This window comes from Rhizobium sp. 18065 (assembly GCF_902706095.1).
GTDB lineage: Bacteria > Pseudomonadota > Alphaproteobacteria > Rhizobiales > Rhizobiaceae > Allorhizobium.
Window position 1 is genome coordinate 43,445 of sequence record NZ_CACSJP010000001.1, and the last position, 23,041, is coordinate 66,485.

Here is a 23,041-nt window from a genome sequence, read left to right on the forward strand (position 1 = left end):
AAGGTTTGGAGGAGGCCTGAGGAAATATGTTGGAATTGAAGAACATCTCGAAAATGGCGGGTGGTGAATACCACATTTACCCGACCGACCTGACGTTGCAGCGGGGTTCGCTGAACGTCCTGCTCGGGCCGACGCTTTCGGGCAAGACATCCCTGATGCGGCTGATGGCCGGGCTGGACAAGCCGACATCCGGCACGATCCATGTCGACGGCGTCGATGTCACCGGACAGCCGGTGCAGCAGCGCAACGTCGCCATGGTCTACCAGCAATTCATCAATTATCCCGCCTTGACGGTGTATGAAAACATCGCCTCGCCGATGCGTATTGCCGGCAAGGATGCAGCCACCATTGACCGCGAGGTCCACAAGGCATCGGACCTGTTGAGGCTGACGCCCTATCTTCAACGCACGCCACTCAGCCTCTCCGGCGGCCAGCAGCAGCGAACGGCGCTTGCCCGCGCGCTGGTGAAAAAGGCGACACTCGTCTTGCTCGACGAGCCTCTGGCCAATCTGGACTACAAGCTCCGCGAGGAATTGCGCGAAGAGCTTCCCAAGATCTTTGCCCAATCTGGTGCGATCTTCGTCTATGCGACGACAGAACCGTCGGAGGCATTGCTGCTGGGTGGCAATACGGCAACCCTGAGCGAAGGACGTGTCACGCAGTTTGGCGAGACCATTGCAATCTATCGACAGCCGGTCGATCTCCTGACGGCGAAAACCTTCGCCGACCCGCCGCTGAACACCTTGGGCCTGGTGAAATCCGGCCAACGGTTCCTTCTGGCGGACCAACATGTGCTTGACGTTCCAACGCATCTCGCAGGTGTTGCGGACGGACCGCTTACGGTCGCCTTCCACCCGCACCATCTTTCTCTTTCTGCGACTTCCCATGCGGTAAAGCCCTTGCTGGCCCGGACGCTGGTGTCGGAAATCGCCGGATCGGAAAGCTTCATCCACGTCGAATTTGCCGGTGCGCGCTGGGTCATCCTGGCGCATGGCATCCACGACATCGATCCCGACAAGGAAATCGATGTCTATATCGACACCCGTCACCTGATGGCGTTCGACGCGCAAGGCCAGTCCTTGCTCGCCCATGCCAGCATGGCCGCTTGAGGGGAGGCGCGACATGGCACGCATCAATCTCGACCATATCCGCCACGCCTACTCGCCTGCCGCCCGCGCCGCCGGTGACTATGCGCTGAAGGAAGTTCATCACGAATGGGCCGACGGCGGCGCCTATGCGCTGCTCGGACCCTCGGGCTGCGGCAAGACGACCTTGCTCAACATCATTTCCGGCCTGATCAATCCGTCAGACGGCAAGATCTTGTTCGATGGCGTCGATGTGACCAATCTCTCGACCCAGGCCCGCAATATCGCCCAGGTGTTCCAGTTTCCGGTCGTCTACGACACGATGAGCGTTTACGACAATCTGGCCTTCCCCTTGCGCAACCGGCATGTGCCGGAAGATCAGGTTCATCGTCGCGTCACCGAAATCCTCGAGATGACAGATCTCGCCGCCATGGCGAAGAAGACGGCACAAGGCCTGACGGCGGATCAGAAGCAGAAGATTTCGCTCGGCCGCGGCCTGGTTCGCGCCGATGTCAACGCGATCCTGTTCGACGAGCCGCTGACAGTCATCGACCCGCACATGAAATGGGTGCTGCGCTCGCAGCTGAAGCGCCTGCATCGCCAGTCCGGCTTTACCATGGTCTATGTCACTCACGACCAGACCGAAGCGCTGACTTTCGCCGACAAGGTCGTCGTGATGTATGATGGCCAGATCGTCCAGATCGGCACGCCAGCCGAGCTGTTCGAGAAGCCCAGCCATACGTTCGTCGGCTATTTCATCGGCTCGCCCGGCATGAATGTCCTGCCCGCTGCGGTGAACGGCGCGACCGCGACCGTCGGTGACCAGTCGATCGCTCTCCCAGTTGCACCACAACTTTCCGGCCAGTCCAGGATCGAACTCGGCATTCGTCCCGAATTCGTCCGCCTCGGTCGCGAGGGCATGCCGATTTCGATTTCCAAGGTCGAGGATATCGGCCGCCAGAAGATCATTCGCACACGTTTTTGCGATCACCCGATGTCGATCGTCGTTGCAGAGGATACCGACATTCCATCGGATCCGAAGGTGACATTCGCACCCCAGGCGATCGGCATCTATGCCGACAGCTGGCGTGTTGGCATGGAGGCCAAGTGATGAACAAGACCTGGAACAACAAAGCCTGGTTCATGGTCATTCCGGTGCTGGTGCTGGTGGCCTTCTCCGCCGTCATCCCTCTGATGACCGTTGTCAACTATTCGGTGCAGGATACGTTCGGCAACAACGAGTTCTTCTGGGCCGGCACGGACTGGTTCACCGAAATCCTGTCCTCGGACCGGTTCTGGAATGCGCTGGCACGCAACCTTATTTTCTCGATGATCATCCTGGCGATCGAGGTGCCGCTTGGTATCTTCATCGCGCTCAACATGCCGAAAAAGGGTCTCGGCGTCCCGGTCTGCCTCGTCCTGATGGCATTGCCGCTTCTCATTCCCTGGAATGTCGTCGGCACGATCTGGCTGGTCTTCGGCCGTGTCGATATCGGGCTCCTGGGCTATACGCTGAGTGCCTTGGGCATCGACTACAATTTCACCCAGAACCCGATCGATGCCTGGATCACCGTCATCGTGATGGATGTCTGGCACTGGACAAGCCTTGTCGTGCTGCTCTGCTATGCCGGTCTGGTGTCGATCCCGGATGCCTATTATCAGGCCGCCAAGATCGACGGCGCCTCGCGCTGGTCCGTCTTCCGCTTCATCCAGCTGCCGAAGATGAAACGTGTGCTGCTGATCGCCGTCCTGCTGCGCTTCATGGATTCATTCATGATCTACACCGAACCCTTCGTCGTCACCGGCGGCGGCCCGGGCAATTCGACGACCTTCCTGTCGATCGATCTCGTCAAGATGGCCGTCGGCCAGTTCGACCTCGGCCCGGCGGCGGCCATGTCGATCATCTACTTCCTGATCATCCTGGCCCTGTCCTGGATCTTCTACACCGTCATGACCGTCAGCGACGCCAAGGGCGAATAAGGGAGGAGAACCGATGAGCAATTCCGACAACCGTTCAAGCTTCGGCTTCTTGGTCCCGACGATCTACATCGTCTTTCTGTTGCTGCCGATCTATTGGCTCGTCAACATGAGCTTCAAGAGCAATGGCGAGATCCTCGGCGCCTTTTCGCTCTGGCCGCAGGACCCGACGATCCGCAACTACATGGTGATCTTCACCGATCCATCCTGGTACAACGGCTATATCAACTCGATCATCTATGTCGTTTTGAACACGCTGATTTCGGTGACGGCCGCCCTGCCGGCAGCCTATGCGTTTTCGCGCTATCGCTTTCTCGGCGACAAGCATCTGTTCTTCTGGCTGCTGACCAACCGCATGGCGCCGCCGGCAGTCTTTGCGCTGCCGTTCTTCCAGCTCTATTCGGCCTTTGGCCTGATCGACACGCATATCGCGGTCGCCATCGCCCATTGCCTGTTCAACGTGCCGCTGGCCGTCTGGATCCTCGAAGGCTTCATGTCCGGCGTGCCGAAGGAGATCGACGAAACCGCCTATATCGACGGCTATTCCTTCCCGAGGTTCTTCGTGAAGATCTTCATGCCGCTGATCGCGTCGGGCATCGGTGTCGCCGCCTTCTTCTGCTTCATGTTCTCCTGGGTCGAGCTGCTGATTGCTCGTACCCTGACCACGACGGATGCCAAGCCGATCGCCGCGACCATGACCCGCACGGTCTCGGCGTCGGGCATGGACTGGGGTGTTCTGGCCGCAGCCGGCGTCCTCACCATCATACCCGGTGCCCTGGTCATCTATTTCGTCCGCAACTACATCGCCAAGGGCTTTGCCCTGGGTCGCGTCTGAGGAGGCTACAATGGATTTCACATGGATGGCCTGGACGTTGCCAACCGCGATCTTCTTCCTGGTGATCCTGGGGTTGATCGCCTCGATGGCGGTCTGGGAATATCTTGTCCCCGGCGGCAGCCCGCGCATCGGCATTCTGCATTTCGAGACGACCCGCGGCGACCGGCTTTTCGTGTCCTTGCTCGGCTCGGCATTCATTCATCTCGCATGGCTTGGTCTGATCGGACCGAGCCTGTGGTGGGCTCTCGCTCTGTCCGTGGTCTACGCCATCGGCGTGTTCCGCTACGTCTAGAGCAAGAAAAGGCGAATGGCGGCGGGAGGTCGCCATTCTATCGACTGTTTAGACACTGCAATCGCAACCTTAGGGAGGATGACTATGCGACGGCACCTTATGACGACGACGGCAGCTGTGCTGCTGGCAATGACCGGCTCGGCTTATGCCGGTATGGACGAGGCAAAACAGTTCCTGGACAAGGAAGTCGGCGACATGTCGACGCTCGACCGCACCGCCCAGGAAGCAGAAATGCAGTGGTTCATCGATGCGGCGAAGCCTTTCGCCGGCATGGATATCAAGGTCGTTTCCGAAACCATCACCACGCATGAATACGAATCCAAGGTGCTGGCACCGGCGTTTACCGCGATCACCGGCATCAAGATCACCCATGACCTGATCGGCGAAGGCGATGTCGTCGAAAAGCTGCAGACGCAGATGCAGTCGGGTGAAAACATCTATGACGCATATGTCAACGATAGCGACCTGATTGGCACGCATTGGCGCTATCAGCAGGCCCGCTCGCTGACCGACTGGATGGCCAATGCCGGCAAGGACGTGACCAATCCCGGTCTCGACCTAAACGACTTCATCGGCCTGAAGTTCACCACTTCGCCAGACGGCAATCTCTACCAGTTGCCCGACCAGCAGTTCGCGAACCTCTACTGGTTCCGCTATGACTGGTTCAACGACGACAAGAACAAGGCCGACTTCAAGGCGAAGTATGGCTACGACCTCGGCGTTCCGGTCAACTGGTCGGCCTACGAGGATATTGCCGAGTTCTTCACCGGTCGTGAAGTCGACGGCAAGAAGGTCTATGGTCACATGGACTACGGCAAGAAGGATCCGTCACTTGGTTGGCGCTTCACCGACGCCTGGCTCTCCATGGCCGGCAATGGCGACAAGGGCCTGCCGAACGGCCTTCCGGTCGACGAATGGGGCATCAAGGTCGACGAGAATTCCCGTCCGGTCGGCTCCTGTGTTGCCCGCGGCGGCGATACCAACGGCCCGGCATCCGTCTATGCCATCCAGAAATACCTGGATTGGCTGAAGGCCTATGCGCCTGCATCCGCTGCCGGCATGACCTTCTCGGAATCCGGCCCGGTTCCGGCCCAGGGCGAGATCGCCCAGCAGATGTTCATGTACACCGCCTTCACTGCCGACATGGTCAAGGACGGCCTGCCGGTGGTCAATGCGGACGGCACGCCAAAGTGGCGTTTTGCCCCAAGCCCACATGGTGTCTACTGGAAGGACGGCATGAAACTCGGCTATCAGGACGTGGGTTCTTGGACGCTGATGAAGTCCACGCCGGACGACCGAGCCAAGGCAGCCTGGCTCTACGCCCAGTTCGTCACCTCCAAGACGGTTGACGTCAAGAAGAGCCATGTCGGCCTCACGCTGACCCGTGAATCGACAATCCAGCACCAGAGCTTCACCGACCGCGCGCCGAAACTTGGTGGTCTGATCGAGTTCTACCGTTCGCCGGCCCGTGTCCAGTGGTCGCCGACCGGCACCAACGTTCCGGACTACCCGAAGCTGGCGCAGCTGTGGTGGCAGGCAATCGGTGACGCATCCTCGGGTGCGAAGTCGGCACAGGAAGCCATGGACTCCTTGTGCGCCGAGCAGGAAAAGGTCATGCAGCGCCTGGAACGCGCAGGTGTTCAGGGCGACATCGGTCCGAAACTTGCCGAGGAAAAGACCCTCGAAGAGTGGAATGCCGACGCTGTGGCCAAGGGCAACCTTGCACCGCAGCTGAAGGTCGAGAACGAAAAGGAAAAGCCGGTCACCGTCAACTATGACGAACTGGTCAAGAGCTGGCAGAAGTAAGCCGGCAAATATGCCGAATTGACAATTGCCGGGGCGCTCCTTACGCCCCGGCTTCTTCTATGAGGGAGCTTGAGACCTGATGAGCGGTTACATTCTGGCGATCGACCAGGGAACAACGTCGACGCGTTCGATGATCTTCGATCAAGACATGCAGATTGTCGGTGTCGCACAGCAGGAGTTCACTCAGCATTTCCCTGATTCCGGCTGGGTCGAACATGATGCCGAAGAAATCTGGCAGAGCGTCCTGAAGACCATCGACAGGGCAGTCGCCGCAGCAGACATCAAGATCGGCGACGTGACCGCGATCGGAATCACCAATCAGCGCGAGACCGTCGTTGTCTGGGACCGCGAAACCGGCAAGCCCGTCCATCACGCAATCGTCTGGCAGGACCGCCGTACGGCGCGTTTTTGCGATGAACTGAAGGCGAGGGGCCTGGAACCGCTTTTCACGGAGAAGACCGGCCTGCTGCTCGATCCCTATTTTTCCGGCACCAAGCTTTCCTGGCTGCTCAAGAATGTCGACGGTCTCAAGGCGCGTGCAGATAAAGGCGAAATCTGCTTTGGAACGGTCGATAGCTGGCTAATCTACAAGTTGACCGGCGGCAAGGTCCACGCGACGGATGCCACGAATGCCTCGCGCACTCTGATCTACGACATCAGCGAAAACCGGTTCGACGACGAACTGCTGAAGATCCTCGAGATCCCGCATGCAATGCTTCCGGAGGTCAAGGACTGCGCCGACGACTTCGGCATCACCGAAACCTCCGTTCTCGGCGCGGCCATCCCGATTCTCGGCGTCGCCGGTGACCAGCAGGCGGCCGTGATCGGCAATGCCTGCTTTGAACCGGGCATGATGAAATCGACCTATGGCACGGGTTGTTTTGCGCTGCTGAACACCGGCTCGGATCGCGTCACCTCGTCGAACCGGCTGCTGACCACGATCGCCTACCGCATGAACGGAAAGACCACCTATGCCCTTGAGGGTTCGATCTTCATCGCCGGTGCCGCCGTGCAATGGCTTCGCGATGAGATGGGCTTCGTCAAGGTCGCGTCCGACACGGACGCGCTGGCCATGCGGGCAGACCCAAACCAGCGTGTCTATCTCGTACCGGCCTTTACCGGCCTTGGTGCGCCACATTGGGATGCCGATGCGCGCGGTGCGATCTTCGGTCTGACCCGCAGTTCCGGACCTGCCGAATTTGCCCGCGCCGTGCTGGAAAGCGTGGCCTATCAGACCAATGATCTGCTCGAAGCGATGAAGAAGGACTGGTCCGGCGCCAGCGATCAGACTGTTTTGCGCGTCGACGGTGGCATGGTCGCCTCGGATTGGACAATGCAGCGTCTCGCCGACATTCTTGACGCGCCCGTCGACCGTCCGATGATCCTGGAGACCACTGTGCTGGGCGCGGCCTGGCTTGCCGGCTCGCGTGCCGGTCTCTGGCCGGATCAGGCTGGTTTTGCCGCAACCTGGAAACGCAACCGCCGCTTCGAACCTGAGATGCAATCCTCCGAAAGACAGCAAGCGATCGCCGGCTGGCAGGATTGCGTCAGCCGCTGCCTGACCAAGAGGTAGGTCGGGCTCAGCCGATCATGGCGACCAGCGTCTCCAGTCGGTCGGCATCCTTCGGCAACTTGTCCTGCCGGAGGCGTGCAATACGCGGAAAGCGCATGGCGACGCCCGACTTGTGCCGATTGGAGCGGGCAATGCCTTCAAAAGCCACTTCGACGACAAAACCATGTTCCGCTTCAGCCCTGAGCGCCCGCACCGGGCCGAAGCGATCGACGGTGTTGTTGCGCACAAATCGATCCAGTACTTCGAGTTCCTGGTCGGTGAAGCCGAAATAGGCCTTGCCGACCGGTACCAGAACATCGCCTTCGCCGGGAACGGCAGTCCAGACGCCGAAGGTAAAGTCCGAATAGTAGCTTGATCGCTTGCCATGCCCGCGCTGCGCATACATCAGCACCGCATCGGCGTTCATCGGGTCGCGCTTCCACTTGAACCATGGTCCCTTTGCCCGACCGGCCTGATAGACGCTGTCGTAGCGCTTCAGCATCACGCCTTCGATCACCGGATCAGGCGGTGAAGACCGCAAGCGCTCCAGTTCCTCCCAGCTTGAGAACGGAACCAGAGGCGACAGGTCGAAGCGGGTTGCCTCCTGCGCCTCGACAAGCTTGCCCAGCCTCTCGCGCCTTGCAGGAAAGACCTCGCCGCGAACGTCGTCTTTACCTTCGAAAAGAATGTCGTAGGCGCGGATGAAGACCGGATAGTCCTCCATCATTTTTGTGGTGACCGTCTTGCGGTTCAACCGCTGCTGCAGATCCGAAAAAGTCCGCACCGGCGCATTGCTGCGCGAGGTGCCGCCGACCAGCAGTTCACCGTCGATCACCCCATCGAAACGCGCTGCCTCGACAATATCGGGGAACGCACCGGAGATATCGTCGCCGGATCGCGAATAGAGCCGGTTTCGCCCTTCGGAACAGGAGAGTTGAACCCGGATGCCATCCCATTTCCACTCGGCGGCGAAATCCGATGGATCAAGCAATTCCAAATCGCGATCCTCGATCGGCGTCGACAGCATCACCGAATGGAAGATCGCCGGCGTTGCCAGGATCGGCTTGGCGCTGCGATTTTCCAGCCAGGCAAACAGTGGCAGATACGGCGCGGTCAATCCGTGCCACAGGCTCTCGATGTCGCCGACATCCTTTTCGCCGAAATTCGCCAGTGCCTGCTTGGCCAGGCGCGCCGACACACCAATGCGCAAACCGCCCGTGACGAGCTTGATCAGCGCGAAGCGTTCGGACGGCCCCAGCGTGTCGAGCAGCGACCGCATCACGCCGCGCGTCTCGTTCCGTCCAAGCCGCTGCAGTCTTTCGATGATGCTCGACAGCTGCAATTCGGCGCCTTCGGCCGGTTGCGCCTCGCCCGGTGGCTCCCAGACCAGCGAGATTGTTTCGGCAAGGTCGCCGACATAATCATAGGAGTAGCGGAACAGCACCTGATCCATGCGTTCCAGCACCAATTCCTTGAGCAGGGCCGGTTTGACGTTGCCAATCTCGAGATTGTCGGTCAGTGCTGCCAGGGCATATCCCCGGTCCGGATCGGGTGTCGCGCTGAAATAGTCTTGCAGCAGCTTCAGTTTGCCATTGCGGCTCGGTGTCAGGACCAAGCGATCAAGAAGAGCTGCGAATGCCTTCATCGCTCAGTCCCATTCGTCTTCGTAGCCGACAAGATGCAGCGGGCGTGCCTTGATCCCGGCAAGCTCGCACCAGCGGACAAGCGCCTCTTCGCGGCCATGCGTGACCCAGACCTGCTGCGGCGCGATGTCGGTAATCGTTGATATCAATTCGGGCCAGTCACAATGGTCGGAGATGACCAGCGGCAGTTCGACGCCGCGCTGCTTTGCCCGCTGCCGCACCATCATCCAGCCGGACGCGAAAATCGACAGTGGATCTTCAAAACGCCGCGCCCAGCGATCATTGAAGGCCGATGGCGGGCCAACGACGACTGCCCCTTTGAACGCACCGGATTTTGTCTGCTCGGTGGTGGCCGGCCGAAGGTCACCCAGCTCGATCCCTTGACTGCGATAGTAGTCGCAAAGTTTGGTGAGCGCCCCGTGGATGTAGATAGGTTTCTCGTAGCCCGAACGGCGAATGAGTGAAATCACCCGCTGCGCCTTGCCCAGCGCATAGGCCCCGACCAGATGGCTGCGTTCGGGAAACTGGTCGAGCGACGTGATCAGCTTGAGGATTTCGATCCTCGGGTCGGGATGGTGGAAGACCGGCAATCCAAAAGTCGCTTCGGTTATGAAGACATCGCAAGGCACCGGCACGAAAGCCGCGCATGTCGGGTCGGGACTGCGCTTGTAGTCGCCGGAAACGACAATCCTCGTGCCTTTGTGCTCGATCTCGATCTGCGCCGAACCCAGCACATGCCCGGCCGGATGAAACCGCACGTCCACGCCATTGTGACTGATCGTCTCGCCGAACTCCGCCGCCTGGGCGCTGCCGCAGAAGTCGTCACCATAACGGATCGCCATGATCTCGAGTGTCTGCCGTGTCGCCAGGGCGCGGGCATGTCCGGAACGAGCATGATCGGAATGACCATGCGTCACCAGAGCATTCTCGACCGGTCGCACCGGATCGACATAAAAGTCGCCAGGCGGGCAATAGAGCCCGTTGGCGGTCGGATGCAGCAATTGCTCTGGCTTGATCATCTCAACAAGATAGGGCGCCCATCAACGCCCTGCCAGACGGTCAAGCGGCGAAACGCGAGACGGCCATATAGCCTGCCGCAGCCGCCGTCGCCGTGAGAAACGCACCCCAGGCCATGTCGACAACACTGACCGAAACAGACCAGCCTTTCAACGTCGACAGGTTGGTCATGTCATAGGTACCATAGGCCAAGAGCCCGAGCAGGGCGCCGTTGATGAGTGCGGTGGTGAGACTGCTGGCATTGACGGCGGGCAAAACGGCGAAATAGACGATACCGGCGATGTAGAGGAGATAGAAGACACCCGCTGCGCCAAGGTTGGGGCTCGCCAGCATCAGGTCGCCGATATTGCGCCGGTAAAACCCGATGGCAATGCGCGTCAGCCACAGGAAGTCGAGCCCGAAGAACACGACTGCTGTCGAAAGATAGGCGACCACATAGGTCATCGTGTCACTCCATTCTTCGGTCTGCCGCGACCGCACGTTTGGTCAGATGCCGAGGATAGGCTGCAAGATCCGCAGAAGCCGACTTTGGAATTTCAGCGGCGCATCGGTTACCGCCAGGCAGATGCAGTCCTCTTCCGGGGTCGCGACGGGCTGGTGTGTGAGGCTCTCATCGGCTTCCTCAAGATCACCCCGCTTGAACACGCTGGCACCATCGGTGAAGGCACCCTTCAGCACCAGCGTCAGCTCACGTCCGCCATGCGAATGTTCAGGAACAGGCTTCCCGGCGGGGATCTTCAGCAGCCTTACCTGGGTTCGTCCGTCCGCCGTCTTGATCGGAATATGATAGGCACCGCGTCCGAGCGCTTTCCATTTCAGGTGACCGACATCAGCGCCGAGATAGGATCGAAGTGGTTCCGGCAGAACCGGAGGGTCCGCTTGAGTAGGCACGGCCTTGACCTCTGGCTTTTTCAATGGTTCAGACGCTGAAATTTTCGCCTTCATATCCTCCCAGCTGTTCGCCTGCGTTTCGGCCGGCGTCTCGGCTGTCGTTTCCTGTATCGCCAGTTCCAGCATTTCGCCACCGGCATGCTCCATGAAGGAAAGCCGGTTGCGACAGCTCGGGCAGAGCGCCAGATGCGTGGCAACCGCCAGGCTCCAGCCCTCTGCCAGTTCTCCAGTGGCATAGGCGAGCAGCAGTTCATCGCTGATGTGGTGTTGAACCTGGAGCGTCATGCGCGTTGCTCCAGGGCTGCCCGCAATTTTGCAAAAGCGAGGCGGATACGGGACTTGACGGTGCCCATTGGCAGGCCGAGTTCGGCGGCAATGGCGCTGTGCGAGGCTTCTTTGTAAAATGACATCTTCAGGAGTTCGAGCTGCTCGGGTGGGAGGGTTTCCATGGCACGTCGGAGGCGATCGGCCTCCTGCCGTCCTTCGTATTCGACGTCGGCAGGTGGTACGTCGTCGGGTACGAAGGCCGGGTCGGTAGGATCGAATGTCGGCCGCCGTTCCTTGCGGAACGCGTCGATGCGTTGATTGCGGGCGATCGTGAAGATCCAGCTGGAGACATTGCCCCTCAACGGATCAAATTGTTCGGCCTTGTTCCAGACGGCCAGCATCGTCTCTTGCATCAATTCCTCGGCCGCCTGCCCATCACGGGCTAGCTTGGCCATGTAGGCACGAATTTTCGGACTGTAGTGCCTGAAGATCTCCTCGAACGCTTCGATATCCCTGTCCCGGCCGACAGCGGCGAGAAGCTTCGAAAAATTGCGCTGCGCAAGATCGTCTGCAGAATCGGACATAGAAACGCTTGTCTTCCCCTTGTGAGGCTGTGCCACGGCAGTCTGCCGCGCCAATAGCCTGGGGCCATTCTGGCATGCATCTGCCGATATGGGAATCGTGTTGACCATCATGGCAGCCATTACGGCGAGCCTGCTTTGCCGGATCACTGTCGAGATTTTATTCCCCTGCGATCAATCCGTTCCCGACACGCAACCGTAGTGAGGGCACATAAAGTTGTGGCGTTGAATTAAAGGGCGGATAATGGACACGGACATTTCTAGGGCTGTTGCCAGCGGAAAACGCAGGATCGCGGTCATCGGGTCAGGAATCTCCGGTCTTTCCTCCGCATGGCTGTTGTCGAAAAGTGCAGATGTCGTGCTGTACGAGACCGAAGCCCGTCCCGGCGGCCATTCCAATACGGTGATTGCGCCGGCGGACGGCAGGAATATCCCGGTCGATACTGGGTTTATCGTCTACAACGACAGAAACTATCCGAACGTGGTCAAGCTTTTCGAGCATCTGAAGGTGCCGACCTTGGCCTCGAACATGTCGTTTTCGGCGTCTATTTCGGGCGGTCGATTCGAATATTCCGGTTCCGGTTTGTTCGGCCTGCTGGGGCAGCGCAGTAACATCTTCAATCCCCGGTTCTGGAAGATGGTGTCGGACATTAGGCGCTTTTACCGCGAAGCACCTGGATTGCTGAAGCGCCCCGAACTGGAGAGCATCAGCCTTGGCGAATACCTTGCGGCCGCCAACTATGGTGCGTCCTTCATCGAAGACCATCTCTTGCCCATGGGGGCTGCTATCTGGTCCACCACCGCGCATGACATGCAGCTTTATCCTCTGCATGCGTTCATCCGGTTTTTCGACAATCACGGTCTGTTGTCGCTGACGGATCGGCCGCGCTGGCGCACCGTCGAGGGTGGGAGCCGGGAATACGTAAAGCGAATTCTGGCTGATTTCTCGGGCGAGCTAAGGCTGTCGACGCCCATTGCCCATGTTCGTCGCGGTCTTACCGGCGTCGAAGTCACCGATGTAAGAGGCCACCGGGACCAGTTTGACGATGTCGTCATGGCAACTCATGCCAATCAGAGCCTCGATCTGCTCGAAGATGCCGACAGTTCGGAACGCCGTGTTCTTGAAGCTTTTCAATACACGCCGAACCTTGCCGTTCTTCATTCGGACGAGCGCCTGATGCCAAGGCGCAAATCGGTTTGGTCGAGCTGGAACTACATCGCCGAGGGCGAGGATGCCGCCAGCCAAGCGCCATGTGTCACCTACTGGATGAATAAGCTCCAGTCTTTGGACGCCGCGCATCCACTATTCGTTACCCTCAATCCCTGCCGCGAGGTCGATCCGGCGAAGATTGTCCAGACATTCAACTACGAGCATCCGCTGTTCGATACGGCGGCCATCCGTGCTCAACAGGAACTCTGGAAACTGCAGGGCCGCCGCAACACCTGGTTCTGCGGCGCCTATTTCGGCAGCGGCTTCCATGAAGACGGTCTGCAGGCCGGACTTGCCGTCGCAGAGGCGCTCGGTGGCATTCGTCGGCCGTGGATCGTGGCCAACGAATCCGGCCGCATCGTGCTCAGGTACAGTCACGAGGCCGCAGAATGACCATTTCGTCAGCGATCTACGCCGGCCACGTGCTGCATGTTCGGCACCGGCCCAAACAGCACAAGCTGCGCTACAGCGTGTTCTCGCTGCTGGTCGATCTCGATGAATTGCCACTGCTCGATCGGTCCTTGCGCCTCTTCGCTTATAACCGCGCTGGCATCTATTCGGTGCATGACGAAGACCACGGCGACGGCGTCGTTGGAGGTCTGCGCGACTGGATCGAGCACCAGCTTGGTGCTGCCGGCGTCGAGGCGCGCGGCATCAAGGTTCAGATGCTTTGTTACCCTCGCATACTGGGTTATGTTTTCAACCCGCTGACGGTCTATTTCTGCTATCATGAGACGGGCGATTTGGCGGCGGTTCTCTACGAGGTCAGCAACACCTTCAAGGAGCGCCATACATATGTCATCCCGGTGACGGCAGGCGGCAAAGTGCTGCGTCATCGCTGCGCCAAGGAAATGTATGTCTCGCCGTTCATTCCCATGGACTGCCAGTACAGTTTCAGCATTCAGCCGCCGTCGGACGAAGTGGTGATCAACATCAGCGAGACCGATGTCGACGGACCGCTGCTTTTCGCAGGCTTCACGGGACGACGCCGGAACCTGTCGGACGCAGGCTTGTTGCAGGTGTTGATAACCTTTCCCCTGATGACCCTGAAGGTAATGGGCGGAATTCACTGGGAAGCGCTGCGGCTGTGGCTGAAAGGCACGCCGGTGTACCGCCACAAGGCTGCAGCTCAGCCGATCGCGACAACGATCGTTCTGCAGAAAGGGATAGACAAGCCATGAGCCATGCCGAGCAGGAAATGCAAAGTCTGAGCAATGCCCGGTCGTTCTGGCAGCGGATTTTATGCGGATGGGCCGACAGGATATCGGTCGGCCGTTTGAAGTTGCAGTTTGAAGGCGGTGGCGAACATACGGCGATCGGGGGCGAGGCGGGACCAAGTGCTGTCTTATATGTCCGCAATGCCAAGTCGGTGTTTCGCATTCTGACCGGCGGAACGCTGGGTTTTGCGCAATCGTTCATGGACGGTGATCTCGACAGTCCCGATATCGGAGCGGTGCTGGAATTGGCGGTGGCGAACGAGCACCGCCTTCACAAGGTGCTACATCCATCGACGATATTCGGCCGGATTGCGCATCTGCGCCACAAGTTGCGGCGCAATTCCAAACAGGGCAGCCGTCGGAATATCGCCTTTCACTACGATCTGGGCAATGCCTTCTACGGTCTTTGGCTGGACCGGACGATGACCTATTCATCGGCCTTGTATACGTCGCCGAGCCTTTCCCTTGCCGAGGCGCAGGAAGAAAAATATGCCCGCATCGTCCGAGAACTCGGCATCGGTGCCGAGGACCATGTCCTGGAGATAGGTTGCGGCTGGGGTGGGTTTGCGGAATATGCGGTCCGCACCACCGGTTGTCGCGTAACCGGTTTGACGCTGTCGGTCGAACAGGCCCGTTTCGCCGAGGAGAGATTACAGAAGGCCGGGATCGCCGAGAGCGTCGATATTCGCCTGGAGGATTACCGTGACTGCAAGGGTCGGTTCGACAAGATCGTCTCCATCGAGATGTTCGAGGCCGTCGGCGAAGAAAACTGGCCCGTCTATTTTAAGGCAGTAAAGGAACTGCTCGCGCCTGGCGGCCGCGCCGTCATCCAGACGATCACCATCGATGAGGCGCGTTTCGAAGGCTATCGGCGCAACGCCGATTTCATCCAGACCTACATCTTCCCGGGCGGCATGTTGCCAACCGTTTCCCTGTTCAGGCGGGATGCTGAAAGTGCCGGAATGCAGGTCTCCGACTGCTTCCGCTTCGGCAAGGATTACGATCGAACGCTGCTGGCCTGGGACGCGGCCTTCACAGCCAACTGGCAACAGATCGAGCCGCTCGGCTTCGATCGTCGCTTCTATCGCATGTGGCGGCTCTACCTGCATTACTGCGCTGTCGGCTTCCGCACGGGGCGTATCGATGTCGTGCAGTTCAGGCTGGACAAGCCGACGCTGAATTGATCGCGGGCGCCTGCTCAGCCGGTAGGCGGCCGTAACATCCTGCTGGTGATGGCAAATCTCAGTCTGTGCGGCAGCGCGTGGAGCAGACGAATTGCGAGCGCCATTTTCCAGGGAAAGATGATCTCGAACCGATTTTTGCTCAGGCCATCCGCAATGCTGTCGGCGGCTTCCTCGGCCGAGACGAGGAAGGGCATGGGAAAATCGTTCTTCTGGGTCAGGGGCGTGTCGACAAAGCCGGGGTTGACGATGGTCAGTTTCACACCGTGGCTGTCCAGTTCCGGATAGAGTGCCTCGCACAATGCGTTGAGCGCCGCCTTGGTGGCGCCATAGCTCGCCGCGCCTGGCAGTCCGACATAGCCAGACACGGACGCGACAACGGCGATCTGCCCGCGTTTGCGCTCCATCATGCGCGGCATGATCGCCTCAAGGCATTGCGCGGTGCCCAGAACGTTCAACTCGAACATTTGCCGGGTTCGCTCGCTGCTGAAGCCTGCCGCATAGTCGCGGGTATAGGAGCCTGCGGCAAAAATCGCCAGATCGATGGGCCCCAGGGTCGCCTCGATCGTCTCAGCAACAGTCTGAACTGCCGTCTTGTCGGTGACATCGAGCGGAAACGATCGGATATGCTGCGGCGCGCTTGTCGCCAGATCGGCCAGTGCTTCAGCACCACGGGCGCTGACGGCGACGGTATAGCCGTCGCGCACCAGTCGTTCAACGAGTGCCCGGCCGATGCCGGAGCTGGAACCGGTAATCCACGCGATCTTGGTCATGGCATCCTCTTGGTTTGTCATGCAACCAATACGCCCTGACCGGCATGTCGGTTCAGGCTTGCCAGCTTTCCAGCAGGCCTAAGCCGCCCTTCAGCAGCTTTTTTGCCTCCTCAGGAGAGGACGCTTCGACATAGCACCGCATTTCGGGCGCGTTGCCGGACGGGCGGAAATGTACGACGGAGCGGTCATCGAGTGTCACGCGCAAGCCATCGATGTCGCTGATCGATTTCACGCCACCCAATGGCGCAAGGAAAGTCGCGACATTCTGAGGGGAGGTGCGCAGATGCGCCATCAAGGCCGCGCTACGCTCGACGGCGAAATTCTCCAGCCTGTCGCTGAGCGCGATCGGCATGCTGAATGAAGCGGCGAGCGCGGACAGCGATTGCCCGGTCTGTTTTGCCGTTGCAAGAACCGCAAGCGCAGGCAGAAAACTGTCGCGGGTGGGAAGTGCCTTCAGAACACTCGTCCCGACATCGAAATCCGACCCCAGCATCAGGCCACCATTGGCCTCGAAACCGAGAACGCCGGTCTGTCCGCCCGCGAGCGCTTCGTTCATCGCGGCAATGACATAAGGCGAACCGACGCGTGTGCGAACAACGGCAAACCGTCCGTCGGCCTCCAGGCCGGAATTGGAGGTCACCGGTGTCGCGACAAGGGCCGCTTTCAGAAAGCGCGCTGAAATCAGGCCAAGCAGATCGCCGCGCAATGGGGTTCCTCGTTCGTCTGATACAAGCGGCCGGTCGCCGTCGCCATCCGTCGAGACGATCGTATCGAGGGCAAGTTCGTCCGTCCATTCGGCCAGCAAGGCGACAGTCTGATCCGATACAGCCTCGGTGTCGACCGGGATGAACTGCTCCGAGTGGCCGAGCGGAAATACCGTTGCGCCGAAATGTTCGAAGACCTTGACCATCATGTCACGCGCAACGGTGCTGTGCTGGTAAACGCCAACCCGCATGCCGGCAAGCGCTTGGCTCGGCAGCGTTGCAAAGTTTCGCTCCAGGAAGAGTTCCGTTGCCTGCGCCTCGTGATTGGAACCGAAGCCTGTTTCGACAAGATTGGCGTCTGAGTCATCCGCAAGGCGCGTTGCCAGAGCCACGATCGCCTGTTCGTCCTCTTTGTCGATTTCGCCGTCTGGCCGATAGAATTTGATGCCGTTGCGATCGGCGGGAATGTGCGAGCCGGTGATCATGATACCACCGGCGTTGACGGCTGCGCCGTAAAGCGCCAGCGCCGGTGTCGGGATCGTCCCGCAATCGATCGGGGTCAGTCCCGAACGCGTGAGCGCAGCCATGACTGTCGCTGCAATCTCAGGGCTCGATTGGCGAAAATCGCGTGCGACGACAACACTGCCGCCGGCCTTGACCAAATTCTTTTCGAGCAGGAAACGGGCAAAGGCCGTTGCATAGAGGGCCGATACACTTCCGACAAGTTCAGAGGAAAGCCCGCGCAACCCGCTAGTTCCGAACTTCACTGACATGGGATTCTCCTGCTCATCTGACGGATGGAGAACAGGATATAGAGCCCGCAGGCCGAAGCCTCAAGCAAGCGTTTCATTTTCGATGGGGGGTAGAAATGGAAAGAGCCTGGCGCGGGAGGAGGATGCGCCAGGCTCTTAAACTTGATCGGCAATCGGGAGGAGGAGGAGAGTTGCCGATCCCATCGGGCGGCACTGGGAGGAGGAGTGCGCCGCTTCGATGCTCTGGTTATATGCGTTTCGTTTTCCGAAGCCAATCCTTGTTGTTGCAACGCAGCAGTGCGTAATTCGCATGGCTTGTCACGGTGATGGACGGCGGAGGTGTGTTCTTCATTCGAATGACGTTCGCATTTGAAGAAAAGGTCTTCGAAAATGGCCTTAGTTGTCGATGCAGAGGGTAAATTTGAACATGGATTAGGCCGAGGCGTCAAAATCTATGCAAACTTCGGATGGCTCCGACTTTGGCGAGTCTTTGCAAACGCCTGTTTTGCCAGAAAAAAGCCCGTTCGTTGGGCTTTTGCTCCGGTTCTGATCGAGTTCGGTTCCGATGCCCGTGTCGCTGGGGTGGTTCAGGCATGTGCTTTCGGCTATAGCGAGCAGAGCATATTTTGACGGGGAGACAGGCATGGCATCGACGATCCGATTGCACGAAGGTGATATTTCCGCAGCCGATGCCGCGCGCTATACCGGTGCAATCGCAATCGACACGGAAACACTGGGCCTTGTGCCGCGGCGTGATCGGCTTTGTCTCGTGCAGCTTTCGTCGGGTGACGACAGCGCCGATATCGTTCGAATTGCCGCTGGTCAGAAAGAAGCGCCCAATCTCGTCGGCATGCTGGCCGATCCTGCCCGCCAGAAGATCTTCCACTATGGACGTTTTGATATTGCCGTCCTCTTTCACACCTTTGGTGCGACCACCACACCGGTCTTCTGCACCAAGATTGCCTCCCGCCTGAGCCGCACCTACACGGACCGCCATGGCCTGAAGGACAATCTGAAGGAGATGCTGGAAGTCGATATTTCCAAGGTGCAGCAGTCTTCGGACTGGGCCGCCCAGACCTTGAGCAAGGCCCAGCTTGAATATGCGGCATCGGATGTACTCCATCTCCATGCATTGCGTGATCGCCTGACTGCCCGGCTGATTCGTGACGGCCGCATGGATCATGCCGAGGCTTGCTTCGAATTTTTGCCGACGCGCGCCAAGCTGGACCTGCTGGGCTGGGACGAAACAGACATTTTTGCCCACAGCTGAGATCGATCCTTCGGCGTATCTTACCCGTGCATTCCAACGCCGCGCAGGAAGCGATTGATCCTCAAAAAGCACGGGTTAATTCTTGGCGCGATGATGCGAACGCGCCAAGCCTTTCTTAACCCCCGTCACCCATCATGGCTCCAAAGAATCGGAGGGGCAGGGTTGGCTTTTGCGCTGATCATGCCTCCATAACGCGGTGAATTTCTGCGGACATGACGGAAGCATCCTTTAGCCTGCTTGAGACAGTATCACGTGATTTGCCAATGTTTCGGGATGATCCCGATAGCCAGTTGTCATCGTTTTCGGACGGCACCGATGACTACGAGCCGCATTCTGATCAGGACCAATCGGATGCGTCGCCCAGCTACGCACCGGCAAACTGGCTCGATGCGTTCACCGCCGACGAGCGCAGCCATTCCGGCAACATCGCGCCCAGGATCGCATCGCCTTCGGACGACGCGGGCCTCTACCAAATGCATATGAAGGCGATCGACTGATCAGCGCGGGAGGATCACGTCTTCGGCGCGCTTTCGGACCTCGTCAAAGGTCCAGTCGCGTAAGAGCGTGCCATTTTCCCAGACCGGCTGCAGAATGTTTTCCCGGCTACCAAGTTCGGTGAGGGGGATGTTGACGATATCGGTGCCGTCTGAGATCACCGCCAACCGACCGGACATCGGCGCTTTTTCCTGAGGATTTGTTGGTCGCCGGCCGATATCGCGCCAGGCACCCTTGTCATCCTTCAGCGCACTCGCCCGCATGGTAAAGGACAGGGTATCCCGGTTGATCTTGTGCAGCAGTGCCGAGCCCATGCCGAATGAAATGTTTTCTGCCGAGAACCCCATGCCTTCCAGGCGACCAAGGATCATCTGGATGTCTTGCAGCGATATGCCATCCGACTGGATGACCCTGACGTTGGCGTCCAGAACCTTGAAGCCCTTGCTGTTCAATCGGGTACCGTAGGCATAGGCAAGTTGCGCCACGACCTGCACCGGCGTTTCGATCGGATCGCCGCTATCGGGCCGCACGATCAGTGTCGCCCCTGAAGCCCTCACCTTCGTCTGCAACTGCTTGCCCCAGATTTCCGCAACGGCGTTGTTGAGATCGTAGCTGTCGGACACGACGGAATAGGCGGCAAACTTCGAGAAGCGGTCGATCATGTTGGCAAAGGCATTGGCCTCGCGGCTCTGGCCCCAGGCGGTAATCGTGCTGTGCTCAGATGCCGGGATGGATTTTCCGGCCATCTGGGCGCCATAATAGCGACGTGCATGCAAGATGCCCGGCAGGGAATCGGAACTGTCGAAATGCACAAGATGGGCCACGCCACCCAATGCAGCCTGTTCCAGGCTGGAGGTGCCACGCGCGCCAAAGTCGCTGATGCGGTTTCTTTGCAGGCCTTCAATATCGTCGGCCGTGCGATCGAGGTAAGGTTGGATTGCCAACCGCAGTCGCCATGCCGTGGTGGCGACTGTCGATGGATACCAGATGGCGCGCAGCAGTGCGGGCTCGATATGCGACGTGAGCCAAGGCACCTGCGGATCCGTGTTGACGATCTGCACGACAGGCACGCCACGACGGATGGCAATGCCTTCGGGCAAGGCCTCGATGCGCAACGGCAGGTATCCGCCATGGGCATTGAGGATATGGGTCCAGCCAGCACGGTCGAACGGTTGCCCATGAAGCCCCGCGACGTCTTCAGCCTCATCGATATCGGCAGCGGAAATCGGCTTCGACAGATATTCCTTCAGGAACATCTGTAGTCCGAAGAACATCACTTCCGGCCGGAAGGAGTTGCCACGGGTGGTAATGAGGGCGCTGATGGCATGGGTATCTGCGGGATACTGCAGATAATGCCCGAGCTTGTAGCTGTCCGTATTCAAAATCGCATTGAGTGTCATGCTTGGCGCCCATCCGGATTTCAGCCCGACAATACCGCATCGCCGAACGAGAATCACGCTCCATAGAGATGTATGCGAGCGGTACTGGAGCGGCAAGGAAAGCCTTGGGATTTATGGTTAGCATTTTCTTAACCATCCTTGACGACACTAGGCTTTGATAAGTCGGCAAGACCTTTGTGTTGATGCCTCCATGCCGTTCTGCATGGAGATCGCGGGCCGCATGAGCGGTCCGATTTTGCTCTTGTTGTTTCACTCGCACCGAGAGAGGTGGCTATGCTTCCTCCTGTGAGCGCCGCGTCGAATATCTATCTGACCCACCAGGAAACGCGTGCGCCCAGTATCGGCGTTGGCAGCGTGGCTCGCATGGGTGCGAGCGTGGGGGCAGGCTCTGCCGTGGTCACGGTCGCGACAACAACTCGTACGCTAGAACAAAACACAGAAATCGCCGGCCGCCTGAACCTTCTCCTTCTGACTGGCCAGGAGCGCATGTCGCAAAACCTCTCTGTGCTGGCCGATCTGCTCGGCAGCGCACTGAAGATGGAGCGCTTGCCCCATGAGACGCTGAGTGGTTACGCAGTTCGCCTGGTCGACGCGCTGGGCGATCTGTCGCCTCGCGAACGGGTCGCCTTGCAGCGCATTTTGGTGCAAGCATTTGCGGGCCTGCAGTTGCGCACTCTAATGGAGGCATTCCGCAATCCTGCCGGCCCGGAAGCGGCAACTCTGTCGATCTATCTGGAGCTTTACCGCCAGAAGGATCGCGATCTGGCCGCCCGGTCCGTCGTGACATCCTACAGGCAAAATGCTGGTGAGGTTCGAGCACCAGCGGCCACGGTCCCGACGTCGGCCGGCAGCGAGGCCCCGCCCGCACCCGCAGCACCGCCCGCCGCCTACAGGCGCGATGCCGAAACTCAGAAGTCTGTCAGTCCGGCGCCTGCCGAACGATACGCAGTCGCGGTCGAGGCTGACGGCGATGCTCATGACGGGGTCAGAAAACAAGCGCTGGCCGGGCGGTTGGAGCCATCTCCGGCGGCATCTCTGCATCCGACACTCACGCCAGCCGAAGACCTTCAGCCCGTGAGAAACCAGGTGCGCAACCTTGATGTCGCACCTCACCTGCTTCAGGCGCACTTGGACGAGGCTTTCTCTGCCGGCAAGCCAATTGCCGCGGCCGTTCAAGGCCCGTCTGCCGGGTTGCCCGAGCAAACAGGACGCGATGGCTCTCGCTCACTCGACGGTGCCGAGCCTGACGACAATAATCGGCTCCTCCCCGGACTACGTCACAAAGATGTCGAGCAGGGTGCTACGCTGGCGGGCTGGATCGATCGCGATCCGATTGAGCCAGACGCAGACACCGCCTCGTTTGCTGTGTTGCCAGGCTCTACCGGGTCGGTGCCAACATCGCTCGCCACAAGTCTTGCGGCTTTGCTGGTTGAAGCAGCCGAAACAGATCTGGTTCGCGCCTTGCTCAATCTTCGGCAAGAGGACAGCAACAGCGACGTCACCATTGCCGACTCCATCCATAGCGAACCTGACGATCAGATGACGACCCGTCAGGAACATGGCTTGGCGGGCTCAACGCCTGATGAGGATGCCTTGAACCTCGCTCAGGCGCAACGTATCCGCAGTGGCGGGTTCGAGGAGCAGGTGGTCTATGCAATGACGATGCCGCCGAGCGAACCGCCTGCGACGCTTGTCCATCCGGGATTGCGCGAGGCCATCCCCGTTCCTTTCGTCAACTATCTGATTGTCGATGAGTTTGATCCTGATCTCACCGAGGTCGAAGAACGTCAGCACGCCGAAGATCAGGAAGAAGACGATGACGAGCACGGCGACGATGATCTAGCCGATGACGGTCCAGCCGGCGACGAACCGAACGAACAGGTGGCAGAACAGGACCAGGGGCAGGGGAAAGAACAGGCGCTTGAAGGCCATGCGGTGGAAGAGACGCTCTTGCTGAATCTCCCTGAAACGCGCCCCGTTCTTACCCTGGAAGATCTCAGCGCGGAGCATGTGCTGCTTGAGCCTGCGAAACAGGATGATCCGGCTCATGACCTCTACCTGCGGATGTCCGGCTTTATCTGAAGCGGACCGCC

Annotated in this window: 22 protein-coding genes; 14 read left to right on the forward strand and 8 right to left on the reverse strand. The window is 59.3% G+C overall.

The window, feature by feature from the left end; all coding sequences use genetic code 11:
* The first annotated feature begins 26 nt into the window (after positions 1–26).
* The 7 genes from GVK95_RS00175 to glpK all read left to right on the forward strand — a co-directional run bounded on the left by GVK95_RS00175 (position 27) and on the right by glpK (position 7,568).
* Positions 27–1,109 (forward strand): ABC transporter ATP-binding protein, encoded by a 1,083-nt coding sequence (locus tag GVK95_RS00175; protein ID WP_159945838.1) that lies wholly within the window; start codon positions 27–29, stop codon positions 1,107–1,109.
* A 13-nt stretch (positions 1,110–1,122) separates the two neighbouring features.
* Positions 1,123–2,196 carry an ABC transporter ATP-binding protein gene (locus GVK95_RS00180; protein ID WP_159945840.1) on the forward strand — a complete coding sequence of 358 codons (1,074 nt, stop codon included), beginning with the start codon at positions 1,123–1,125 and terminating at the stop codon, positions 2,194–2,196.
* Positions 2,196–3,065 (forward strand): sugar ABC transporter permease, encoded by an 870-nt coding sequence (locus GVK95_RS00185; RefSeq protein ID WP_159945842.1) that lies wholly within the window; start codon positions 2,196–2,198, stop codon positions 3,063–3,065. The genes GVK95_RS00180 and GVK95_RS00185 overlap by 1 nt, the downstream gene beginning before the upstream one ends.
* 13 nt (positions 3,066–3,078) lie before the next feature.
* A complete protein-coding gene (locus GVK95_RS00190; protein ID WP_007602813.1) occupies positions 3,079–3,897 on the forward strand; it encodes a carbohydrate ABC transporter permease in 819 nt (272 codons plus the stop codon).
* 10 nt (positions 3,898–3,907) lie between these two features.
* Positions 3,908–4,189 carry a DUF2160 domain-containing protein gene (locus GVK95_RS00195; RefSeq protein ID WP_007602811.1) on the forward strand — a complete coding sequence of 94 codons (282 nt, stop codon included), beginning with the start codon at positions 3,908–3,910 and terminating at the stop codon, positions 4,187–4,189.
* Positions 4,190–4,273: 84 nt separating this feature from the next.
* Positions 4,274–5,995 carry an ABC transporter substrate-binding protein gene (locus GVK95_RS00200; protein ID WP_159945844.1) on the forward strand — a complete coding sequence of 574 codons (1,722 nt, stop codon included), beginning with the start codon at positions 4,274–4,276 and terminating at the stop codon, positions 5,993–5,995.
* 79 nt (positions 5,996–6,074) lie between these two features.
* A complete protein-coding gene (gene glpK, locus GVK95_RS00205) occupies positions 6,075–7,568 on the forward strand; it encodes a glycerol kinase GlpK (protein ID WP_159945846.1) in 1,494 nt (497 codons plus the stop codon).
* A gap of 7 nt (positions 7,569–7,575) precedes the next feature.
* Here glpK and GVK95_RS00210 read toward each other — a convergent pair whose 3' ends face one another.
* Genes GVK95_RS00210 through GVK95_RS00230 form a run of 5 tightly spaced genes read right to left on the reverse strand, consistent with a single transcriptional unit; the run spans position 7,576 to position 12,069 of the window.
* A complete protein-coding gene (locus GVK95_RS00210; protein WP_159945848.1) occupies positions 7,576–9,192 on the reverse strand; it encodes a cisplatin damage response ATP-dependent DNA ligase in 1,617 nt (538 codons plus the stop codon).
* Positions 9,193–9,195: 3 nt separating this feature from the next.
* Positions 9,196–10,206 (reverse strand): ligase-associated DNA damage response exonuclease, encoded by a 1,011-nt coding sequence (locus GVK95_RS00215; protein WP_200844207.1) that lies wholly within the window; start codon positions 10,204–10,206, stop codon positions 9,196–9,198.
* Positions 10,207–10,249: 43 nt separating this feature from the next.
* Positions 10,250–10,651 (reverse strand): DUF2177 family protein, encoded by a 402-nt coding sequence (locus GVK95_RS00220; protein WP_159945850.1) that lies wholly within the window; start codon positions 10,649–10,651, stop codon positions 10,250–10,252.
* A 42-nt stretch (positions 10,652–10,693) separates the two neighbouring features.
* Complete coding sequence (locus GVK95_RS00225) at positions 10,694–11,383, reverse strand: ChrR family anti-sigma-E factor (RefSeq protein WP_159945851.1); 690 nt, start codon at positions 11,381–11,383, stop codon at positions 10,694–10,696.
* Positions 11,380–12,069: a sigma-70 family RNA polymerase sigma factor gene (locus tag GVK95_RS00230; RefSeq protein WP_244618614.1), complete on the reverse strand. Its 690-nt coding sequence runs from the start codon at positions 12,067–12,069 to the stop codon at positions 11,380–11,382. The genes GVK95_RS00225 and GVK95_RS00230 overlap by 4 nt, the downstream gene beginning before the upstream one ends.
* 121 nt (positions 12,070–12,190) lie before the next feature.
* Here GVK95_RS00230 and GVK95_RS00235 point away from each other — a divergent pair, with 121 nt between their 5' ends.
* Genes GVK95_RS00235 through GVK95_RS00245 form a run of 3 tightly spaced genes read left to right on the forward strand, consistent with a single transcriptional unit; the run spans position 12,191 to position 15,557 of the window.
* Positions 12,191–13,549: an FAD-dependent oxidoreductase gene (locus GVK95_RS00235; protein ID WP_159945853.1), complete on the forward strand. Its 1,359-nt coding sequence runs from the start codon at positions 12,191–12,193 to the stop codon at positions 13,547–13,549.
* Positions 13,546–14,337 carry a DUF1365 domain-containing protein gene (locus GVK95_RS00240; protein ID WP_159945854.1) on the forward strand — a complete coding sequence of 264 codons (792 nt, stop codon included), beginning with the start codon at positions 13,546–13,548 and terminating at the stop codon, positions 14,335–14,337. The genes GVK95_RS00235 and GVK95_RS00240 overlap by 4 nt, the downstream gene beginning before the upstream one ends.
* Positions 14,334–15,557 carry a cyclopropane-fatty-acyl-phospholipid synthase family protein gene (locus GVK95_RS00245; protein WP_159945856.1) on the forward strand — a complete coding sequence of 408 codons (1,224 nt, stop codon included), beginning with the start codon at positions 14,334–14,336 and terminating at the stop codon, positions 15,555–15,557. Before GVK95_RS00240 ends, GVK95_RS00245 begins: the two co-directional genes overlap by 4 nt.
* 14 nt (positions 15,558–15,571) lie before the next feature.
* On the opposite strand, the gene GVK95_RS00250 is transcribed toward GVK95_RS00245, so the two are convergent.
* Entirely contained in the window at positions 15,572–16,327 is a 756-nt protein-coding gene (locus tag GVK95_RS00250; protein ID WP_159945858.1) for an SDR family NAD(P)-dependent oxidoreductase, read from the reverse strand.
* Positions 16,328–16,379: 52 nt separating this feature from the next.
* A complete protein-coding gene (locus GVK95_RS00255) occupies positions 16,380–17,804 on the reverse strand; it encodes a phosphomannomutase (protein ID WP_159945860.1) in 1,425 nt (474 codons plus the stop codon).
* 369 nt (positions 17,805–18,173) lie between these two features.
* Here GVK95_RS00255 and GVK95_RS00260 point away from each other — a divergent pair, with 369 nt between their 5' ends.
* From GVK95_RS00260 to GVK95_RS00270, 3 genes are all read left to right on the forward strand, one after another.
* On the forward strand, positions 18,174–18,413 hold the full coding sequence (locus tag GVK95_RS00260; RefSeq protein WP_159945861.1) for a hypothetical protein: 240 nt from the start codon (positions 18,174–18,176) through the stop codon (positions 18,411–18,413).
* A 13-nt stretch (positions 18,414–18,426) separates the two neighbouring features.
* Positions 18,427–19,053 carry a ribonuclease D gene (locus tag GVK95_RS00265; protein ID WP_159945863.1) on the forward strand — a complete coding sequence of 209 codons (627 nt, stop codon included), beginning with the start codon at positions 18,427–18,429 and terminating at the stop codon, positions 19,051–19,053.
* A gap of 212 nt (positions 19,054–19,265) precedes the next feature.
* Positions 19,266–19,550, forward strand: a complete 285-nt coding sequence (locus GVK95_RS00270; protein ID WP_210252955.1) for a hypothetical protein — start codon at positions 19,266–19,268, stop codon at positions 19,548–19,550.
* On the opposite strand, the gene GVK95_RS00275 is transcribed toward GVK95_RS00270, so the two are convergent.
* Positions 19,551–20,948: a nicotinate phosphoribosyltransferase gene (locus GVK95_RS00275; RefSeq protein WP_159945867.1), complete on the reverse strand. Its 1,398-nt coding sequence runs from the start codon at positions 20,946–20,948 to the stop codon at positions 19,551–19,553.
* A 285-nt stretch (positions 20,949–21,233) separates the two neighbouring features.
* Between GVK95_RS00275 and GVK95_RS00280 the strand changes: the two genes are divergently transcribed.
* Positions 21,234–23,030 carry a hypothetical protein gene (locus tag GVK95_RS00280; RefSeq protein WP_159945868.1) on the forward strand — a complete coding sequence of 599 codons (1,797 nt, stop codon included), beginning with the start codon at positions 21,234–21,236 and terminating at the stop codon, positions 23,028–23,030.
* The last annotated feature ends 11 nt before the right edge of the window (positions 23,031–23,041 follow it).

Coding starts and splice junctions, on each gene's coding strand:
- GVK95_RS00175 (WP_159945838.1), top strand. CDS start 27: ATGTTGGAATTGAAGAACATCTCGAAAATGGCGGGTGGTGAATACCAC.
- GVK95_RS00180 (WP_159945840.1), top strand. CDS start 1,123: ATGGCACGCATCAATCTCGACCATATCCGCCACGCCTACTCGCCTGCC.
- GVK95_RS00185 (WP_159945842.1), top strand. CDS start 2,196: ATGAACAAGACCTGGAACAACAAAGCCTGGTTCATGGTCATTCCGGTG.
- GVK95_RS00190 (WP_007602813.1), top strand. CDS start 3,079: ATGAGCAATTCCGACAACCGTTCAAGCTTCGGCTTCTTGGTCCCGACG.
- GVK95_RS00195 (WP_007602811.1), top strand. CDS start 3,908: ATGGATTTCACATGGATGGCCTGGACGTTGCCAACCGCGATCTTCTTC.
- GVK95_RS00200 (WP_159945844.1), top strand. CDS start 4,274: ATGCGACGGCACCTTATGACGACGACGGCAGCTGTGCTGCTGGCAATG.
- glpK (WP_159945846.1), top strand. CDS start 6,075: ATGAGCGGTTACATTCTGGCGATCGACCAGGGAACAACGTCGACGCGT.
- GVK95_RS00210 (WP_159945848.1), bottom strand. CDS start 9,192: ATGAAGGCATTCGCAGCTCTTCTTGATCGCTTGGTCCTGACACCGAGC.
- GVK95_RS00220 (WP_159945850.1), bottom strand. CDS start 10,651: ATGACCTATGTGGTCGCCTATCTTTCGACAGCAGTCGTGTTCTTCGGG.
- GVK95_RS00225 (WP_159945851.1), bottom strand. CDS start 11,383: ATGACGCTCCAGGTTCAACACCACATCAGCGATGAACTGCTGCTCGCC.
- GVK95_RS00230 (WP_244618614.1), bottom strand. CDS start 12,069: ATGGCTGCCATGATGGTCAACACGATTCCCATATCGGCAGATGCATGC.
- GVK95_RS00235 (WP_159945853.1), top strand. CDS start 12,191: ATGGACACGGACATTTCTAGGGCTGTTGCCAGCGGAAAACGCAGGATC.
- GVK95_RS00240 (WP_159945854.1), top strand. CDS start 13,546: ATGACCATTTCGTCAGCGATCTACGCCGGCCACGTGCTGCATGTTCGG.
- GVK95_RS00245 (WP_159945856.1), top strand. CDS start 14,334: ATGAGCCATGCCGAGCAGGAAATGCAAAGTCTGAGCAATGCCCGGTCG.
- GVK95_RS00250 (WP_159945858.1), bottom strand. CDS start 16,327: ATGACCAAGATCGCGTGGATTACCGGTTCCAGCTCCGGCATCGGCCGG.
- GVK95_RS00255 (WP_159945860.1), bottom strand. CDS start 17,804: ATGTCAGTGAAGTTCGGAACTAGCGGGTTGCGCGGGCTTTCCTCTGAA.
- GVK95_RS00260 (WP_159945861.1), top strand. CDS start 18,174: ATGGCCTTAGTTGTCGATGCAGAGGGTAAATTTGAACATGGATTAGGC.
- GVK95_RS00265 (WP_159945863.1), top strand. CDS start 18,427: ATGGCATCGACGATCCGATTGCACGAAGGTGATATTTCCGCAGCCGAT.
- GVK95_RS00270 (WP_210252955.1), top strand. CDS start 19,266: ATGACGGAAGCATCCTTTAGCCTGCTTGAGACAGTATCACGTGATTTG.
- GVK95_RS00275 (WP_159945867.1), bottom strand. CDS start 20,948: ATGACACTCAATGCGATTTTGAATACGGACAGCTACAAGCTCGGGCAT.